General features: G+C 62.9%; 19 protein-coding genes, 1 other RNA gene and 2 pseudogenes. 13 read left to right on the top strand and 9 right to left on the bottom strand.

What is annotated here, in order from left to right; all coding sequences use genetic code 11:
• Positions 1 to 4: 4 nt before the first annotated feature.
• Positions 5 to 442, bottom strand: coding sequence for a MarR family winged helix-turn-helix transcriptional regulator (locus tag NKI54_RS17110; protein ID WP_352622738.1), 438 nt, complete (start codon positions 440 to 442; stop codon positions 5 to 7).
• Positions 443 to 596: 154 nt separating this feature from the next.
• On the opposite strand from NKI54_RS17110, the gene NKI54_RS17105 reads away from it, so the two are divergent.
• Positions 597 to 2,390, top strand: a complete 1,794-nt coding sequence (locus NKI54_RS17105) for a chloride channel protein (RefSeq protein WP_352636645.1) — start codon at positions 597 to 599, stop codon at positions 2,388 to 2,390.
• A 3-nt stretch (positions 2,391 to 2,393) separates the two neighbouring features.
• Here NKI54_RS17105 and NKI54_RS17100 read toward each other — a convergent pair whose 3' ends face one another.
• The 4 genes from NKI54_RS17100 to NKI54_RS17085 form a co-directional block, all read right to left on the bottom strand.
• A complete protein-coding gene (locus NKI54_RS17100) occupies positions 2,394 to 2,615 on the bottom strand; it encodes a ribbon-helix-helix domain-containing protein (protein ID WP_352450079.1) in 222 nt (73 codons plus the stop codon).
• Between the two features lie 20 nt (positions 2,616 to 2,635).
• Entirely contained in the window at positions 2,636 to 2,839 is a 204-nt protein-coding gene (locus tag NKI54_RS17095; RefSeq protein WP_023676708.1) for a DUF4169 family protein, read from the bottom strand.
• A gap of 18 nt (positions 2,840 to 2,857) precedes the next feature.
• A complete protein-coding gene (locus NKI54_RS17090) occupies positions 2,858 to 3,394 on the bottom strand; it encodes an SspB family protein (RefSeq protein WP_023676707.1) in 537 nt (178 codons plus the stop codon).
• Positions 3,395 to 3,528: 134 nt separating this feature from the next.
• Entirely contained in the window at positions 3,529 to 4,218 is a 690-nt protein-coding gene (locus tag NKI54_RS17085) for a TetR/AcrR family transcriptional regulator (RefSeq protein WP_352636646.1), read from the bottom strand.
• 168 nt (positions 4,219 to 4,386) lie between these two features.
• On the opposite strand from NKI54_RS17085, the gene NKI54_RS17080 reads away from it, so the two are divergent.
• Both NKI54_RS17080 and NKI54_RS17075 read left to right on the top strand, forming a co-directional pair.
• The gene (locus NKI54_RS17080) at positions 4,387 to 5,592 is read left to right on the top strand and encodes a multidrug effflux MFS transporter (protein WP_023676705.1); all 1,206 of its coding nucleotides are present in this window, start codon (positions 4,387 to 4,389) and stop codon (positions 5,590 to 5,592) included.
• A 101-nt stretch (positions 5,593 to 5,693) separates the two neighbouring features.
• A pseudogene (locus NKI54_RS17075) lies at positions 5,694 to 6,509 on the top strand (LysR family transcriptional regulator); the annotation flags it as partial.
• Between the two features lie 72 nt (positions 6,510 to 6,581).
• On the opposite strand, the gene NKI54_RS17070 reads toward NKI54_RS17075, so the two are convergent.
• The 3 genes and pseudogenes from NKI54_RS17070 to ssrA all read right to left on the bottom strand — a co-directional run bounded on the left by NKI54_RS17070 (position 6,582) and on the right by ssrA (position 8,504).
• Entirely contained in the window at positions 6,582 to 7,322 is a 741-nt protein-coding gene (locus NKI54_RS17070; protein ID WP_352692002.1) for an SDR family oxidoreductase, read from the bottom strand.
• A gap of 173 nt (positions 7,323 to 7,495) precedes the next feature.
• A pseudogene (locus NKI54_RS17065) lies at positions 7,496 to 8,035 on the bottom strand (AAA family ATPase).
• Positions 8,036 to 8,148: 113 nt separating this feature from the next.
• Positions 8,149 to 8,504, bottom strand: a transfer-messenger RNA (tmRNA) gene (gene ssrA, locus NKI54_RS17060).
• A 162-nt stretch (positions 8,505 to 8,666) separates the two neighbouring features.
• Here ssrA and NKI54_RS17055 point away from each other — a divergent pair.
• The 6 genes from NKI54_RS17055 (at position 8,667) to NKI54_RS17030 (ending at position 13,216) form a co-directional block, all read left to right on the top strand.
• A complete protein-coding gene (locus tag NKI54_RS17055; RefSeq protein WP_023676702.1) occupies positions 8,667 to 8,978 on the top strand; it encodes a DUF2853 family protein in 312 nt (103 codons plus the stop codon).
• 113 nt (positions 8,979 to 9,091) lie between these two features.
• Positions 9,092 to 9,886, top strand: coding sequence for a thymidylate synthase (locus NKI54_RS17050; protein WP_023676701.1), 795 nt, complete (start codon positions 9,092 to 9,094; stop codon positions 9,884 to 9,886).
• A 286-nt stretch (positions 9,887 to 10,172) separates the two neighbouring features.
• Positions 10,173 to 10,964: a molybdate ABC transporter substrate-binding protein gene (modA, locus tag NKI54_RS17045; RefSeq protein ID WP_352589558.1), complete on the top strand. Its 792-nt coding sequence runs from the start codon at positions 10,173 to 10,175 to the stop codon at positions 10,962 to 10,964.
• A 15-nt stretch (positions 10,965 to 10,979) separates the two neighbouring features.
• The gene (gene modB / locus NKI54_RS17040; RefSeq protein WP_023676699.1) at positions 10,980 to 11,684 is read left to right on the top strand and encodes a molybdate ABC transporter permease subunit; all 705 of its coding nucleotides are present in this window, start codon (positions 10,980 to 10,982) and stop codon (positions 11,682 to 11,684) included.
• Positions 11,681 to 12,793, top strand: coding sequence for a molybdenum ABC transporter ATP-binding protein (gene modC / locus NKI54_RS17035; protein ID WP_352692000.1), 1,113 nt, complete (start codon positions 11,681 to 11,683; stop codon positions 12,791 to 12,793). Before modB ends, modC begins: the two co-directional genes overlap by 4 nt.
• Before the next feature lie 81 nt (positions 12,794 to 12,874).
• Positions 12,875 to 13,216 (top strand): winged helix-turn-helix domain-containing protein, encoded by a 342-nt coding sequence (locus tag NKI54_RS17030; RefSeq protein ID WP_023676697.1) that lies wholly within the window; start codon positions 12,875 to 12,877, stop codon positions 13,214 to 13,216.
• A gap of 33 nt (positions 13,217 to 13,249) precedes the next feature.
• On the opposite strand, the gene cobF is transcribed toward NKI54_RS17030, so the two are convergent.
• The gene (cobF, locus tag NKI54_RS17025) at positions 13,250 to 14,023 is read right to left on the bottom strand and encodes a precorrin-6A synthase (deacetylating) (RefSeq protein ID WP_352636651.1); all 774 of its coding nucleotides are present in this window, start codon (positions 14,021 to 14,023) and stop codon (positions 13,250 to 13,252) included.
• 140 nt (positions 14,024 to 14,163) lie between these two features.
• Here cobF and NKI54_RS17020 point away from each other — a divergent pair, with 140 nt between their 5' ends.
• From NKI54_RS17020 to hflC, 4 genes are all read left to right on the top strand, one after another.
• A complete protein-coding gene (locus NKI54_RS17020; protein WP_352636652.1) occupies positions 14,164 to 15,174 on the top strand; it encodes a DUF4424 domain-containing protein in 1,011 nt (336 codons plus the stop codon).
• Positions 15,174 to 15,692, top strand: coding sequence for a dihydrofolate reductase (locus NKI54_RS17015; RefSeq protein ID WP_023676694.1), 519 nt, complete (start codon positions 15,174 to 15,176; stop codon positions 15,690 to 15,692). The genes NKI54_RS17020 and NKI54_RS17015 overlap by 1 nt, the downstream gene beginning before the upstream one ends.
• Before the next feature lie 162 nt (positions 15,693 to 15,854).
• A complete protein-coding gene (gene hflK / locus NKI54_RS17010; RefSeq protein WP_023676693.1) occupies positions 15,855 to 16,949 on the top strand; it encodes an FtsH protease activity modulator HflK in 1,095 nt (364 codons plus the stop codon).
• Positions 16,949 to 17,911: a protease modulator HflC gene (gene hflC / locus NKI54_RS17005; RefSeq protein WP_352644869.1), complete on the top strand. Its 963-nt coding sequence runs from the start codon at positions 16,949 to 16,951 to the stop codon at positions 17,909 to 17,911. Before hflK ends, hflC begins: the two co-directional genes overlap by 1 nt.
• Positions 17,912 to 17,960: the final 49 nt, after the last annotated feature.

Genomic DNA, 17,960 nt, shown 5'->3' with positions numbered 1-17,960 from the left:
TCCCTTATGTGTCGCGTCCAGCAAGCAAGCGCTTCAGCATCGGCTCGATCCGCCCGAGTTCGTCGAGATGAGCGGCTGACAGATCGGCGAGACTGTCGTCGGCGCGCTCGGTCAGCCGCAGCAGCACGCGGCGGTGGTCCTCCTCGTCGTGGTCCCTCGCGACGAGCCCGGCTTCGCAAAGACGGTTGACCAATTCCACTGCGCTGTGATGGCGGATGCGCAGGCGCTCCGCGAGGTCGCCAATGGTCACTGGCCCTCCGCCGGGAAACCCTTTGATTGCAAGCAGGGCCTGATGCTGGCGTGGTGTCAGGCCGGCTTCCTGCGCCTGGATCTGGCTGAATTCGAGAAAGCGGCGGATCAGGTAACGAAATTCGGACAGCCTCTGGTAGTCGGCCGGCCCGATCGTTGCGCCGCGCTTTTGTGGCTTCGAAGTGTCTGCCATCGATTCCTTTCCGACAAAGCCGCAAACGGGCCTTGAACATTTATATCGTGTTACGATACAGAGCGCACCAACATGGCTCGTGCCCGCCATCTTCGGTGGCACGGCCAGCGACCCATCCGCAAGTCGGCACGCCGCCAGAAAGCAAGGTTTGCAAATGAAGTCCGATCACGCCAACCCCGGCCATCTGCGCGATTTTACCACCGATGCCCGGGTGCTGCTCATTGCCGGCATAGCGGTGGTGGTTGCGACCGCGGGGTTGTTTGCCGGCATTGCCCTTTTGAAGCTGATCCGGCTTGCCACGAACATCGCCTATTTTGGCCAGTTCACGCTCGCCGACCTGAAACTGCAGGATACGCCGCTTGGCTATGCCTCGGTATTTGTTCCGGTCATCGGGGCACTGATCATCGGTGTGATGGCTCGCTTCGGAAGCGAAAAGATTCGCGGCCATGGCATTCCCGAAGCCATCGAGGCGATCCTGCTCGGACGCTCGCGGCTCGACGCCAAGGTGGCAATCCTGAAGCCGTTGTCGTCGGCGGTCTCGATCGGTACCGGCGGGCCATTCGGCGCGGAAGGGCCGATCATCATGACCGGCGGCGCCATCGGTTCGCTGATCGCGCAGATGCTGCCGGTCAGCGACAATGAACGCAAGACGCTGCTGGTGGCGGGTGCGGCGGCCGGCATGACTACCGTGTTCGGAACGCCGATCGCCGCCATCATGCTTGCGGTGGAATTGCTGCTCTTCGAATGGACGCCGCGCAGCTTCATTCCTGTGGCGGTCGCCTCGATCATTGCCGAGGTCGAGCGCACCATGCTGCATCTGCCGGGGCCGATCTTCCCGTTTCAGGGCGGCATGGAGGTTTCATTTCCCGGCCTTGCCGGCTGGGTGCTGGTCGGCATGGCAGCCGGGCTGCTATCGGGGTTGCTGACCCAGATGGTCTATGCCTGCGAGGACGGTTTCCAGAAGCTGCCCATCCACTGGATGTGGTGGCCGATGCTCGGCGGCCTGGTGGTCGGCATTGGCGGGCTGATCGAGCCGCAGGCGCTCGGCGTCGGCTATGACAATATCGCCGACATGCTGGATGGCCGCACGATAGCGACCGCCGCGCTCACCCTGTTGGTGGTGAAGGCGATCATCTGGTCGGTCGCACTCGGCTCGGGAACGTCGGGAGGTGTGCTGGCGCCGCTGCTGATCATCGGCGGGGCGATGGGCGCGGTCCTCGCCGGCTTCCTGCCGGCCGCGGATCCGGGCTGCTGGGCACTGCTGGCGATGGCGGCGACGATGGGCGGCACCATGCGTGCGCCGCTGACCGCCACCTTCTTTGCGGTCGAACTGACCGGCAACACCCATGTCCTGGTGCCGCTGATTGCGGCGACTGCCACCGCGCATGCGGTGACCGTGCTATTGATGAAGCGTTCGATCCTCACCGAAAAAATCGCAAGGCGAGGGCATCACATGGTTCGCGAATACCGTGTCGATCCGTTCGCCCTGACCAGGGTGCGCGAGGTGATGACCAGCGAGGTCGAAAGCGTGCCGGCGACGATGACGCTGCATGGCGCTGCAGCGTTCCTGACCACACCCGAGACGCGGCATCCGAGCTTTCCGGTCGTCGATGAAGAAGGCCACGTGCTCGGCGTCATCGACCCGCCGGCGATCCTGCGCTGGAGACGCGCCGGCAAGCACCGCACGACGCCGCTTGGCGAACTGCTGGCCGGCAGCAAGGTCACGCTGGCCTATCCGGATGAGTATCTCGAGGGCCTCTCCGACAAGCTGCTGATGGCGAACGTGTCCCATTTGCCGGTCGTCACGCGAGAAAATGCCCGGCTGGTGGGCTATGTCGGCTGGAAGGACCTGATGCGCGTCAGATCGAAGAAACAGGCCGAAGAACGCGACCGCTCGGCTTTGCTGGGCTTCGGCACGCGGCGCAGGAAACAGGATAGCGTTGCCTGAAGGCTACAACTTGCCGCGCTTGGCCCAATCCAGCACATAGAGCCGGAGCGCCGAGGAGAGATTGGCATCCCGCGGGCGGCTCTCGTCGATTTCGGCGACAAGGGCGGCGAGCGTCAGTTTTCGCACGGCCGCGATGGCGACCAGGTCGTCGTAAAAAGGCTTTTCGAGCGAATAGCTGGTGCGGTGGCCGCGAATGGTGACCGAGCGCTTTTCCACCGGGCTCACGAGACGATCCTACTCACACTTCAAGCATCGGATTTGTCCGAATCGCCCGAATTTTCGCGGCGATGGCCGGCGACGAATTTATCGGCCTTGTCGGCGATCAGGCGGTCGCGATCCCGGCTGGGTTTGGAACGGCCATGCAGCGCCCGGTTCTGTTCGGCCAGGCGCTCCTTCTCGGCTCGCGCCTTCTGCTTGCGTGCCTGACGGAGATTGACGATCTCGGCCATGTCACGCCGCCCGTCGGGTCACTTCTTGCGGAAGGCGTCAAGCGACACCACGTCGGCGCCCTTGGCGCCGGCGTCGGCCGCGGCAGGCTTCTTTTCCGCCTCGGCGGTTTTCTTCTTCGTCTCGGGCTTTTTCTCGGCGACGATGGCCAGCGGTTCGGGAGCAGGCTTGGCCTTTGTCTCCTGTTCAGCCGGGGTATCCGTCTTGACGTCGAATTCGAGCTCGAAGTTGACGGACGGGTCGTAAAAGCCGCGCACGGCCGAGAACGGGATTTCCAGTTTTTCCGGCACGTCGGAAAACGACAGCCCGACCTCAAAGCCGGTGTCGCTCACCTTCAGGTCCCAATACTGGAACTGGATGACGATGGTCATCTGTTCGGGATAGCGCTCGCGCAGCCGCGACGACACGCGCACGCCCGGCGCGCCGGTGAGAAAGGTGATGAAGAAATGATGGTTGCCCGGGAGACCGGTGCGCGCGACCTCGGCCAGGACCTTGCGCATGACGCCGCGCAACGCCTCCTGGGCCAGAATGTCGTAGCGGATGTGGTCGTCGGCCATGTGGCTGTCGGGTTCCGTTGAATCGTCCTGATAGCTGTAATCAAGCTTGAGCGCGGCGTAAACCGGATATAGATCGCCGGCGTGCGGAAGCGAAGCCAATTGGCGACGATTTGATCGTCAAACGGCTTTGATCGTCAAGCGCTGGCCAGCGCGCCCTGTTTGCTCGCCCGGGCCACAGGCTGCCGCTTGCCGAAGGCGCGCAGGAAGGTGCGCACGCCATTTGTCGCCGACTGCACCACCTCGTCCTCGGTCGGTGTGCCGCCGAGCATGAACGTCGTCTGCAACTCGGCATTGGCAAGCGCCATGAACTGGCGCGCTGCGACATCGGGATCGTCGATACCAAGGAAGCCGGCATGAGCGAGGCGGGCGAAGCGGGCGGCGATCGCTGGCCATGTCCTGCCCGGTCCTTCTTCGCGCCATTCGGCGAACAACTCGGGATAGCGCCCGCCCTCGGTCTGGATCAGCTTGCGCAGGAATTTGCCGTCGCGGTTGCAGATGCAGTTGTGATTCATCCGCACAGCAAAGGCGATGAGGTCGGCCTCGAGATCCTTCGGCTGATCGGGAAAAGTGGAAATCGTGGCAAAGATGCCGGCATTGCAACGTTCGGTGAGGTCGCGGACGATGGCAACGAAGAGTTTTTCCTTGTCGCCGTGATGATTGTAGATGGTCTGGCGGGAGACGCCGGCCTCGGCGGCAATCATGTCGATATTGGCACCGGCAAAGCTTTCGCGGCAGAAGACCGAGGCGGCGGCATCGACAATCGACATGCGCTTGGCCTCGTGGCCTCGCGGCGGGAAAATGTCAGGAGAGACGTTGGCCTTCATGCAAAACTATATAGAGGTGGTTGACGAATTAGACAAGCCTGTCTAAATTTGTGGACTTGCACGAAGGGGGTTTCGTTCCGCAGAAGAGTCGGAACTCCACGGGATGGAACGTCCTAGGGTTACACGCCGGTCCTCGGCGGCAACCAGAATTCGAAAGAGCCTGCTATCATGAACGCCAAATTCCTCCGCATTGCGGTCGTGCTCGGCCTATTGTCCGCGATCGGCCCGTTTGCCATCGACATGTATCTTCCGGCCCTGCCTTCAATCGGTGAGGATCTGCATGCCGGCACTGCCGCGGTGCAGATGAGCCTGCTGATCTTCTTTCTTTCCATGGGCTTCGGCCAGATCGTCGTCGGACCGATCTCCGACATGGTCGGCCGCAAGCTGCCACTCTACGGCGGCCTGGCGCTGTTCATGGTCGGCGGCGTCGGCTCGGCGCTGGCTCCCTCGATCGAATGGCTGATCGCCTTCCGCTTCCTGCAAGGGCTCGGCGCCAGCGCCGGCATGGCCGTGCCGCGCGCGATCGTGCGCGACCTGCATACCGGCACCGAGGCCGCCAAGCTGATGTCGCTGCTGATGCTTGTGTTTTCGGTGTCGCCGATCCTGGCACCGCTGACCGGTAGCCAGATCATCGAGAATTTCGGCTGGCGCGCCGTGTTCTGGACGGTGACGGGCGCGGCCGTGCTCGCCACCATCCTGCTGGCGACCTCGCTCAAGGAGACACGGCCGGTCGAGGAGCGCGCCGGTTCGTCCTTCGGGACGGCACTTTCCGGCTACCGCTTCCTGATGGGCGACCGCAACTTCCTTGGCCTGACGGCCATCGCCGGCTTCGGCATTGCGAGCTTCTTCGTCTATCTGTCGAGCTCGTCCTTCATCCTGATCGATCATTACGGGCTGTCGCCTTCAGTCTACAGCGTGTTCTTCTCGATCAATGCGGTTGCCTTCATCGGCATGTCGCAGCTGACCGGGTTGCTGTCGGAGCGGTTCGGGCTGCAGCGCGTGGTGCGCGTCGCGGTGACCGGCTATGCGACGACGATGGTGGTGCTGTTCGCGGTGATGGCATCGGGTGTCGACCGGCTCGACGTGATGGCGGCGCTGCTGTTCATCGGCTACGGCTTTCTCGGCCTGGTCATCCCGACGACGTCGGTGCTGGCCATGGAAGAGCATGGCGAGATCGCCGGTACCGCGTCGGCGCTGATGGGCACGCTGCACTTCGCCATCGGCGCGGTCGCCATGGGCGTCGCCGGCGTGTTTTTCGACGGCACGCCGCTGCCGATGGTGGCGGGCATCACGCTCTGCGCGGCGATCTCCTTCACACTGGCCAAAATAACGCTCGGCCGCAGCCGGGACGTCGCGGAAGCGCCGGCGGAGTAAACTTCGCCTATCGAGACAAAAAGGCCGGGCGATGTTCCCGGCCTTTTCACGTTTGCGGTCCCGGTTCAAAGCAGCCTATGCCTATATGACGGGTTCAGGACATGCAGCTTCGACATCTCAAGACCTTCGTGGCGGTCGCTACCACCTTGAACATCACGCGCGCCTCCGAGCGGGTTCATCTTGCCCAATCGAGCGTGACCGAACAGATCCAGGCGCTGGAAAGCGATCTAGGCACGTCGCTGTGCGACAGATCACGGCGTGGCTTGAAGCTGACGGCGGCGGGACAACGCCTGCTGGACTACGCAAACGATCTCCTCGACCTCGCGGACGAAGCCCGTTCCGCAGTCGCCGACGCGAGCGGCACGGTTGCCGGTCGCCTGACTGTCGGCGGCCTGGAGACGCTTTGCTCGACACGCTTGCCAGCTCTGCTGGCGGAATTCCATCGGCGCCATCCCGATGTGGAACTGAACCTCAGGGCGGACGAGAGCAGTGGGTTGCGTGCCGGCGTGACAAGCCGGGCGCTGGACGTATCTTTCCATTTCGGAGCCGTCCCGGCGGCGGCGCCGGAGCTGCGAAGCGAGCAAGTGGCAGTGGAAGAGTTCGTCACCATAATGCCGGCAAATCACCGGTTGGCCGGATATTCTGCCATAACGCCCGACGATCTGGCCGACGAGGCCTTCCTCGTCACCCAGCCCGGTTGCGTCTATAGGCGGATGTTCGACGAAGCGTTCGCAGCGACGCTGCCCGACGGTCCGAGGCTGGTTGGCGAGTTCGCCAGCATGGGTGCGATACGGGGCCTTGTCGCAGCCGGTCTTGGCTGCGCGCTGGTTCCGCGTCTCGTGGCTTCCGCGGCTGACGCCAATCTCGTCGTGCTGCCCTGGGTCGGAAGCAGTCCGGTGACGCCGGTCACCATGGTATGGCGCCACCGGCGCATTCAAGCGCCGGTCTTGCGGCTGTTCCTCGCAATGGTCCGCGAAATCTGGCCATCACTAGACCAGCCGCTGGCCACCATCGACATGAAGCACGGTTCCGGTGATGAAGCCGTTGTGCATGAGGGACGTGATGGCCTGGGCAATGTCGGCTGCCTGGCCGATCCGGCCGACGAGCAGACGCTTTGCCATGGCCTCCAGCGCGGCCGCCTTTCCGCTGCCGACGACGGCATCCCAAATCGGCGTGTCGACCCAGCCCGGCGAGACGACGTTGACGCGGATCGGCGCCAGTTCGACGGCAAGCGCGTAGGCGAGTGAGCCAAGTGCCCCATTGACGGCTGCCACCACCGAGCCTTTCGCCGCTGGACGATAGGCGGCGATGCCTGAGGTCAGCGTGATCGATCCCCTGGGCGTCAGACGAGGCGCGCCATGCTTGGCAAGAAGAAGCGGTCCGACGACTTTGGAATCCATCACTTTCCGCGCCACCGAGATATCCATCTCGGGAAGCAACACATAGACACCGGTAACGTCGGCGGCGGTCGAGACGATGTGGTCGAGCGTGCCGACATCCTGGAACAGGCGCTGGACCTCGTCCTCGCTTGTGACGTCGGCTGCGATCGTCCTCAGCCCTTCCGGGTGAGGCAAGCGCTGCCGTGCGGCCGACAACCGGTCCTCGGAGCGGCCGACGATCGTAACCTCGGCGCCGGCGGCAAGCTGCTGTTCGGCCAGCGACAGCCCCATGCCGGAACTGCCGCCAACGATCAGGATGCGTTCGTGTTTCGGTGTGGTTTCCTGGTTCATCTTATCTCTCCATGAGGCAGCTCGCCGGGCATGACCACACGCGGCGAGAAACTGAGGCCTTGTCCCGCAAAGGCGTGGAAGAAGGGAAACGGGAAGAAACGAATGCTGCCATCGGAGGTTCCGATGATGGGAGGCCCTTGGGCTTTCGCAAAACCGTCGCTTGCGGCGCTTCGCTACGACGCTGTCTCGGAGAGGACGAACCGCAGCCGCGTTTCGACGGGCGCCAAGGGCAGCGGCACCAGCTCGTAGCCTAGTTCCGTGTAAACGGCGACGAGTGCGTGAAAGGTGCGTTCAGCCTCGTCCATCGTTTGCTTGCGCTCGTTGTCCTGCCGAAAGATTTCTGGCCATGGCGGCGCGACGAAGACGCGCCTGGCATAGCGGAAGCGTCGGGCGGCATTCGTGGCGTGATCGGGAACCGGCACCCCGGTCAGGCGCAGATAGCCAAGAGTGTCCGGCACGCCGCGATCGAAGAAGACCAGGCCGGATTGCTCGCCCGCGATCCGGTAGGAGCGCAACTCCCAAGACAGCATCAACTCGGCGAACAGAGCCGCCAGGGCAGGGCCTTGCCGCCTATCGCCAATTGGTCGTGAATGATGCTGCGCCCGGCTTCGCCCGAGGTTGCGAGGCCTGCCACCTTAAGAGTCGATCAATGTTGTCTTGCCTGAGCCCGGACCGCCGGTCAGCACGAAAAACCGATTGGAATCGTTTCGCATTTCTGATCCATGGATTGGATGGGGGAAGTATGAAGACAGGGATTTTTTGGACCCGTCAGGGCACATGAAAGCCCGGCCGGCGGGGCCTGCTTCTGCATATGTCGAGAGGGAGAAATGGAGGTTTCTGTTGCCAGGTACCTCCGAACCCCGCCTAGAAGTGCGAACCACTAGGGCTTGAATTGAAGCTATCGCACCGCTTACGCGGCGAGACGTGCTTCCGCATAGTTGTCGTTGGCAACTATAAGTTTAGCCCGATAACGGTGGTACAATGCCGGGCAAAAGTACGATCTTTACACCTTCGTCGATCCTATTTCGCCCCCAGCAAAAGCCGCTCCTGAGCAGCGGTTTTTGGTGGAGGCGCCGGGTACCGCCCCCGGGTCCGAACGGCTTATTTCATCGCCTGTTTATCGCCATAGTCGGTCGAGCCGACAAAGCGAATATAGGGACTGGCGGTGGAAAATGAAAGGCCGGAATGCCACTTTCGTCCGTGCCAAAGTGGATCATCAAGGGGTTGACTTGCAGCCGGTCTCAACCGAAGCTTTGTGGCGGTGAGGAGACCTAGCGCATACTTGCGGCAGCGCGCCACAATCCTCATCGACCGGATCCCGTGGCGCCGACGAGGGGAAATTCGATGGCCGATTATCTCGCAGACGTAAAGAAATATGATGCGGCGGCCGATGCCGACGCGGTCGCCAAGATCGTCAAGCATCTGGGCATCGCGCTCAGGAACCGCGATTCCTCGCTGGTGTCCTGCACCGACCCGGAGGAACTGAAGCGCGTCAGGAACAGCTGGGTCGCCGGCAAGCTCGGCGTCACCGACGGTGCCAAGGCGGATGCGGCTATCGAAAAGACCTGCAAGGCTATGGCGGCCGACAACAGCAAGAGCCGGGTGACATTCTATTACCTCGTCGCCAAGGATCTGGGCATGCTCGGCTCGCTCTGAGCAACCTCGCCGCCGGTGCTGGTGAGGCTTCTGCTGGAATCGTCTCGCTTTGCTGTGTTCGGCCGACGGTCATTCGGCTATGATGGCTGACAACCCGAATCGGACCGGAGCCGATGCGCCAGTATCTCGACCTTCTGAAGCATGTGCTGGAAAACGGCGCTGATCGCGGCGACCGCACCGGCACCGGAACGCGCTCGGTATTCGGCTACCAGATGCGCTTCGACCTGGCCCGCGGCTTTCCGGTCACCACCACCAAGAAGCTGCACCTGAAGTCGATTATCCACGAGCTTTTGTGGTTCCTGGCCGGCGACACCAACATCAAATATCTCAACGATCACGGCGTCTCGATCTGGGATGAGTGGGCCGACGAGAACGGCGATCTCGGCCCGGTCTATGGCAAACAATGGCGGTCGTGGCCGGACGGCCATGGCGGCGCCATCGACCAGATTGCGAATCTTCTGAAGGAGATACGCAAAAATCCTAATTCGCGGCGGCTGATCGTTTCGGCGTGGAACCCGGCCGAGGTGGAGGCCATGGCCTTGCCGCCCTGCCACTGCCTGTTCCAGTTCTATGTTTCGGAAGGCAAGCTTTCCTGCCAGCTCTACCAGCGTTCGGGCGATATCTTTCTCGGTGTGCCGTTCAACATCGCTTCCTATGCGTTGCTGACGCTGATGGTGGCGCAGGTGACCGGATTGAAACCCGGCGATTTCATCCACACGCTCGGCGACGCGCATCTTTACTCGAACCATTTCGAGCAGGCGCGCGAACAATTGCGGCGCACGCCCAAGGCGTTGCCGACGCTGTGGATCAATCCCGAGGTGAAGGATCTCTTTGCCTTCCGCTTCGAGGATTTCCGGCTCGAGAACTATTTCGCCGACGCGACGATCAAGGCGCCGATCGCGGTCTAGCACCATAGCTGACCGTGCATATCGACATTGCCTACTGCGGCTGCGCCCTCGGGCGTTGTCAGCATCCATCTTGATTGGCCGACGTCGACTTGACGGGCAATCCCTGGTCGCTGATTTTCATGTGAATATTTCCTTCGGCCTCGGTACCGCTGTATCCAACGAAGATTATCGCAGGCCGGGAAAACCTCAGCTCAGAATGCCGTCGGCGGTAAAGAGCCTTTCCTTGTTATGTTCACATGGATATATCGATGGACGGCTTCGGGCGTTCTGAGACGAGGAGAGTTTCATGCTGGCGCGCAAAGGTTCGACGACGATTGCCATCGCGGGTCTCGCCGCCATGCTGATGGCCGCGGTGCCGGCGGCCCATGCCGATGACAAGGTGGTCGTGTTTGCCGCGGCGAGCCTGAAGGATGGGCTCGATGCCGTCAACAAGGCCTGCGAGGCCGATGTCGGCGAGGCGGCGACCATTTCCTACGCGGCGAGCTCGGCGCTGGCCAGGCAGATTGAAAGCGGCGCGCCGGCAGACCTGTTCATCTCGGCCGATCTCGACTGGATGAAATATCTTGCCGACAGGAAGCTGACCAAGCCCGGCACCGAAGTGAAATTGCTCGGTAACCAGATCGTGCTGGTTGCGCCGCGGGATTCCAAGGTTGAAACCAGGATCGAAAAGGGTTTCGATCTTGCCAAGCTCGTCGGTGACGGCAAACTTGCCATGGGCGATGTCAAAGCTGTGCCGGCAGGCAAATACGGCAAGGCAGCCCTCGAATCGCTCGGTGCCTGGTCTTCGGTCGAAGGCAAGGTGGCGCAGGCCGAGAATGTCCGCGCCGCTCTAAAACTGGTATCGACCGGCGAGGCAGCACTCGGCATCGTCTACGCCACGGATGCGCATGCGGAGCCTGGCGTCAAGGTGGTCGGCACTTTCCCCGCGGGTACCCATCCGCCGATCATCTATCCGGTCGCCCAGCTTGCCGATTCGAAGAGCAGGGATACCCCGGCATTCCTGAAATGCCTGCAATCCGCCAAGGCTGGCGAACTCTTCAAGGCGCAAGGTTTTACAATCCTCGCGCCGAGCAACTGACGTACGGCACCGCACATGAACTGGCTGCTGGATCTCGCTCCCGACGAATGGAATGCGGTCCGGCTGTCGATCAAGGTGGCGACCGTGGCGATGATTGCCAGCCTGCCGCCGGGCATTCTGATCGCTCTTGTGCTTGCCCGCGGCCAGTTCTGGGGCAAGACGCTGCTCAATGGTCTGGTGCATCTGCCGCTGATCCTGCCGCCGGTGGTGACCGGCTATTTGCTGCTTTTGACTTTCGGCAAACGTGGTCCGGCCGGCGCTTTCCTGGCCGAACATTTCGGCATCGTTTTTTCCTTCCGCTGGACTGGCGCCGCGCTCGCCTGCGGCGTGATGGGCTTTCCGCTGATGGTGCGGGCCATCCGGCTGTCTATCGAGGCCGTCGACCGCAAAATCGAGGCGGCCGCCGGCACGCTCGGCGCCAATCCGCTATGGGTATTCGGCACGATCACGCTGCCGCTTATCCTGCCCGGCCTGATTGCCGGTGCGATCCTCTCCTTCGCCAAGGCGATGGGCGAATTCGGCGCGACGATCACCTTTGTCTCCAACATTCCGAACGAGACGCAGACGCTACCGTCGGCGATCTACACTTTCACGCAGGTTCCCGGCGGCGACGCCGGCGCGCTCAGGCTGACGCTGATCTCGATCGTCATCTCGATGGCGGCACTTGTTGCCTCGGAAGTGCTGGCGCGGCGCGTCGGCCGGCGGATGGACATCGAATGACGGTTCAGGTCGACATCAGCCACCGGCTTGGCGATTTCACCGTCAATGCCCGCTTCGAAAGCGCCGGGCGGCTGACTGCGCTGTTCGGGCCTTCCGGCTCCGGAAAGACGACGCTGATCAATTTGATTGCCGGGCTGATCCGCCCCGACAAAGGTCGTATCGCGGCAGAGGGCCGCGTGCTGGTCGATAGCGATGCCGGTCTGTTCGTGCCGAAGCACAAACGGCGGATCGGTATGGTGTTCCAGGATGCGCGGCTGTTTCCGCATATGAGCGTGGCGAGCAATCTGCGCTATGGCCGCTGGTTCACGCCGGCTGCCGAGCGTTACGCGGATATCAATGGCGTGGTCGAACTGCTCGGGATCGGCCATTTGCTCGACCGGCGGCCGGCAAAACTCTCCGGTGGCGAGAAGCAGCGTGTGGCAATCGGCAGGGCGCTGCTTGCCAGTCCGAAATTGCTGCTGATGGACGAGCCGCTGGCTTCGCTCGACGAGGGGCGCAAGGCCGAGATCTTGCCTTATATCGAGCGGCTGCGCGACGAGACGAAAATCCCGATCGTCTATGTCAGCCACTCGATCGCCGAAGTGGCGCGGCTGGCGAGCGACGTCGTGGTGCTGATGCAAGGAAAGGTCGCCGCTTCCGGTCCGACCGGAGCGATCATGCAGCGTCTGGATCTATTGCCGGCCGAAGAGCGCGGCGAGGGCGGTGCCGTGCTGGATACCGCGGTTCTGCGCCACGACGAAGCCTTTGGCATGACGGTGCTAGGCTCATTGGCGGGCGAGATCCGGGTGCCGCTTCTGGCAACGCCAGTCGGTGCGCCGGTGCGCGTCCGCATCCGTGCCCGCGACGTGATGATCGCCACCGAGCAGCCGGTTGGCCTCAGCGCGCTCAACATATTGCCGGGCACGATCGTGGCAATAGAGCCGGGCGAAGGGCCTACGGTCGAGATTGGCCTCGAATGCAATGGCGCAACCGTGCTTGCCCGCATCACCGAACAGTCGCGGCAGACACTGGGGCTTCGGCTTGGTCGACAGGTCTTCGGCGTGGTCAAGACGGTGAGCTTCGACCGGGCGAATACCGGCGCCGGCCTGCCCGCCGAGGCGGATGAGTGAACGGCCGATGATTCGCTATATCGTTTTGGAATAGCGGTATCGCTGCAGAACTTGTAGAATAGCGTCACCGCGGAGGAGCAAATGCCGTCGCTGAGTTTGCGGATAAATCTCGATCCAGATGGCCGCATCGGACCGGGCAAGATCGAGCTTCTGGAACAGATCGCCGCCTTCGGCTCGATTTCGGCCGCGGCACGCGGCATGGAGATGTCCTACAAGCACGCCTGGGATCTGGTCGAAGACATGAACCGCGTGTTCGGCAAGCCGCTGGTTGCGGCACAGACGGGCGGCAAAAAAGGCGGTGGCGCCCAGTTGACGTCGGTCGGGCTTGCTGTGGTCAGCCGCTTCCGCGCGATCGAGCGGGCTGCGTCTTCAGCAGCGGCGGCGCATATGGAGGCGCTGCAGGCCGAGATCGACGCAGCGTGACGCCGGCGGAATTCATGCCGCGTGTGATCCCTGTTACTTCTTAGGCTCGCCCGGCTTGCGCAGCAGATAGGTGTCCATGATCCAGCCTTTTTTCCGGCGGGCCTGCTCACGGGTGCTCACGATCTTGTCGCCGACGTCGCCAATCCGGCCCGAGATGACGATCTCGTCGGGCGTCCCGAGATAGGCGCCCCAGTGGACGGTGACGTCGTTGTCGTCCAGCGTGTTGAAGGCGCATTTGCCGTCCAGCATGACGATGGTGCTGCCGGCGTTTTCGGGCAGACCTTCCTCGGCGAGCCGGCGGCCGGTGGTGATCAAAATGGCGTCGCCGATCCGGTTCAATGCCATTTTGTGGCTGGCTGCGAGTGCCTGGATGGCGGTGATGCCAGGGATGACCTCCAGCTCGAACGCTACACTGCCTCTGAGGCGCACGCGGTCGAGGATGCGCAGCGCACTGTCGTAGAGCGACGGATCGCCCCAGATCAGGAAGGCGCCGCAGCCATCTTCAGGGAGTTCATCGCGGATCAGGCCTTCGTAGATCGCGGCGATCGCCTCGTGCCAGTCGTCGACGGTCGAGCGGTAGGAAGGCGCCGGCTCGGCGCGCACCGGCACCTCGAATTCGACACGGCGCGAGTTCGGATTAATGACGAAGCGGTCGCAGATCTGGCGGCGCAATTCGGAGAGATCGTTCTTCTTGGCGCCCTTGTCGGGAATGAACAGCACGTCGGCCCGATTGAGACCGTTAATGGCCTGGACCGTCATGTGCTCCGGATTGCCGGCGCCGATGCCGATGACGAGAAGCTTGCGCATGGGCGAACTCCTGCCCGATCGGGACCGGCGTGTCTAGACCGACACGACATGCCGGCAGGCGCCGGCGCATTTGCCGAAAGGCTTTGAAACGCCACATTGAACAGCTAGAGTCATATTGGCATCTCGCCGGGGGAGCTTCCATGTTCCGTTACGTCCTGACCGCAGCCTTGGCGCTCTCGGCTACGCCTGCGCTCGCCAATGATTCGGTCGCCGAACTCGGCACCGGTGGGCTGATCCTTTCGCGCAGCGATGCGGTGGCGATGGAAAGCGAGGATCTCTACATCTCGCCGGAAAAAGTGACGGTCGATTACGTCTTCCGCAACAACACCGACAAGAATGTCGATGCGATCGTCGCCTTTCCGATGCCCGACATCGAAGGCGACCCCGAAGAAATACCGGCGATTCCGGAGGCGCAGAGCGACAATTTCCTCGGCTTCGAAGTGACGATCGACGGGGTGCCGGCAAAGCCGCAGCTCGAGCAGAAGGTGTTCGCGCTCGGCATCGACATCGGCGCTGACCTGAAGGCGCAGGGCGTGCCGTTCTATCCGTTCGGCGATGCGGCCAAGGCAGCGCTGGCAAAGCTGCCGCAAGCGGTCGCCGACGACTGGGTCAACCGCGGCATCATCATCGAGGACACTGCCGATGACGGTTCGGGCATGAAGACCGTCTATACGCCGTTCTGGCAATTGCGCTCGACCTATTGGTGGCGCTCGACGTTTCCGGCCAACAAGGCGGTCCATGTCTCGCATCGCTACAAGCCGAGCGTCGGCGGCACCTCCTCGGTCAGCTTCTTCTATGATGGCCAGTTCCAGGGCCAGTATGCCGCCTACAAGACCCGCTACTGCATGGACGATGCCTTCGAAAACGCCGTGCGCAAGGCAGCCAAGGACGATCCCGACGGCTACCCTAAATATTTCGAGAACCGCATCGCCTATATCCTGACCACCGGCGGCAACTGGGCGTCGGGAAACATCGGCACGTTCAAGCTGACCGTCGACAAGGGCGATCCGAAGAACCTGGTCTCGTTTTGCGGCGAAAACGTCAGGAAGATCGGACCGACGACGTTCGAGATGAAGGCGCAGAACTTCTACCCCGAGCACGACATCGACATATTGCTGCTGGAGCCATCCGATGGCGGAAACGGCGGCTGATGGACCTCGCGATTTATGTCGCCATCGCCGAGAACGGCGTGATCGGGCGCGAGGGTGGGTTGCCGTGGCGGCTGTCCACCGATCTCAAGCGGTTCAAAGCCGATACGATGGGCAAGCCCATCATCATGGGCCGCAAGACCTATGAAGGCATCGGCCGCCCATTGCCGGGCAGGCTCAACATCGTGGTGACACGAGACAGGGCATGGCGCGCCGAGGGCGTCGAAGTCGCGCACTCGATCGAGGACGCAATCGCGCTGGCGACGGTGCGCGGGCGCTGCATGGCCGGCGCCGACGAGATCTGCGTCATCGGCGGCGGCGAGATCTACGCTCAGGCGCTGCCGTTGGCCGATCGGCTACACGTGACCCATGTTCTGGCCGCGGTCGACGGCGATGCCCATTTCCCGCCGATCGATCCGGCGCTGTGGCGGATCGTCCGCTCGCAGGAGGTGGAGGCTGGCGAAAAGGACAGCCATGCGACACGCTATTCGGTTTACGAGCGGCGCCGCGACGTGCATTGAAGGCGACAAAGGGGTCGCGACAGGTCTAGATGGACCCAAAAGGCGGACAGTGGCGGCAGCCGATCGCGTTGAAAGCGTGCCGCTGCATCCCTATAGAATAATAATATTGGATTTTGCGCCGGTGAGCCGGCGCTTGAGGGAATTCCAAGCGAAAGGACATTCATGCCCTGGAACGACAAGAGCGGCGGCGGCGGCCCGTGGGGCGGCGGCAACAATCAGGGGCCTTGGGGTCAGGGACCAAAAGGACCCAGCGGCCCGCAGGGCTCGCCTCCCGATCTCGAGGATATCATCCGGCGCGGGCAGGACAGGTTGCGGCGCGCGCTGCCGGGCGGCGGTGGCGCGAGCCCTGCCGTGTTCGGGCTGATTGCCGCGGCGCTGGTGGTGCTATGGGCGTTCAAGGCGGTCTACACCGTGCAGCCCGACGAAGTTGCGGTGGAACTCAGGTTCGGCAAGCCGAAGGCGGAGCTGTCGCAGCCTGGCCTGCATTTCCATTGGTGGCCCATCGAAACGGTCGAGACCGCCAACATCGCCGAGCAGCTTGTCAGTATCGGCGGCGGCAGTTCCAGCGGCAATGGCCTGATGCTTTCCGGCGACCAGAACATCGTCAATGTGCAGTTCTCTGTGGCCTATCAGGTCTCCGACCCTAAGGCCTATCTGTTCGACGTGTCCGACCCGGACGGCATGCTGCAGCAGGTCGCCGAAAGCGCGATGCGCGAAGCGGTCGGCCGGCGCCCGGCGCAAGACATTTTCCGCGACGACCGGCAAGGCATCGCGGCGTCGGTGCGTGAGATCATCCAGACCACGCTGGACGGTTACAAGGCCGGCCTCAACGTCAACGCCATTTCGATCGAGGACGCCGCGCCACCGCGCGAGGTGGCAGACGCGTTCGACGAGGTGCAGCGCGCCGAGCAGGACGAGGACAAGTTCGTCGAGCAGGCCAATCAGTATTCCAATCAGAAACTCGGCCAGGCACGCGGTGCGGCCGCACAGATCCGCGAAGACGCGGCCGCCTACAAAAACCGGGTCGTGCAGGAGGCCGAAGGCGAGGCGCAGCGCTTCATCTCGGTTTATGACGAATATGCCAAGGCGCCGGAGGTGACGCGCAAGCGACTCTACCTGGAAACGATGGAGAGGGTGCTGAAGGATTCGAGCAAGGTCATCGTCGAGCAAGGCAACGGGCAAGGGGTCGTTCCCTACCTGCCGCTGCCGGCATTGCAGCAGAAGGCGCCGGCACCGGCCACCGGAGGAAACCAGTGATGGCCAACCGTCTTCCCGTCATTGCGGTCATCGCCGCGGTCATCCTGTTCCTGCTCTATTCGTCGGTCTTCGTCGTCAATGCGCGCCAGCAGGCGCTGGTGCTCAGGTTCGGCGAAATCGTCGACGTCAAGAACCAGCCGGGCATCTATTTCAAGGCGCCATTCTCCTTCTTCGATGCCGACACCGTCCAGCTGATCGAAAACAGGGTCCTGCGCTTCGACCTCGACAACATCCGCGTCCAGGTTTCGGGCGGCAAGTTCTATGAAGTCGATGCCTTTATCGCCTATCGTATCTCGGATCCGCGCGTGTTCCGCGCCGCGGTGTCCGGCCAGATCGAACTGGCCGAGGCCCGGCTTAGGACGCGTCTCGACGCCGCCTTGCGCCGCGTCTATGGCCTGCGAGACTTCGAGGCGGCGCTCTCGGAAGAGCGCGCGGTGATGATGCGCGAGGTGCGCGATCAGCTGAGGCCCGATGCCACCTCGCTTGGCCTGCAGATCGAGGATGTCCGCATCCGCCGCACCGATCTCACGGCCGAAGTCTCGCAGCAGACCTTCGACCGCATGAAGGCCGAACGTCTCGCCGAAGCCGAGCGGCTGAGAGCGCGCGGCAACGAGGCAGCGCAGCGGATCAGGGCTCGCGCCGACCGCGAAGTGGTCGAAATCGTCGCCGAAGCGCAAAAAGAGTCTGAAATCCTGCGGGGTGAAGGTGAAGCCCAGCGCAGTGCCACGTTTGCCGGGGCCTATCTGCGCGATCCGGCCTTCTTCGATTTCTATCGGTCGATGAATGCCTATGGCACGGCGCTGAACAGCGCCGGAACGACGATGGTGCTGTCGCCGAATTCCGAGTTCTTCCGCTTCTTCCGCGACCCGAACAGCAAGGAAACGCCTGTGGCACCGGCGGCACCAGCGCCAGCACCTGCCGCTCCCGCCGCACCGGCGGCACAGCCAGGCACCGGCCAGTAGGGCCGGTGCAGGGGCGCCGGCGTAACGGAGGATTTATCCTCTGGCGGTA

This window comes from Mesorhizobium sp. M0663, assembly GCF_040320585.1.
GTDB lineage: Bacteria > Pseudomonadota > Alphaproteobacteria > Rhizobiales > Rhizobiaceae > Mesorhizobium.
Note: the sequence above shows the minus strand (reverse complement) of the source record. Positions and strands in the feature narration are given on the sequence as shown.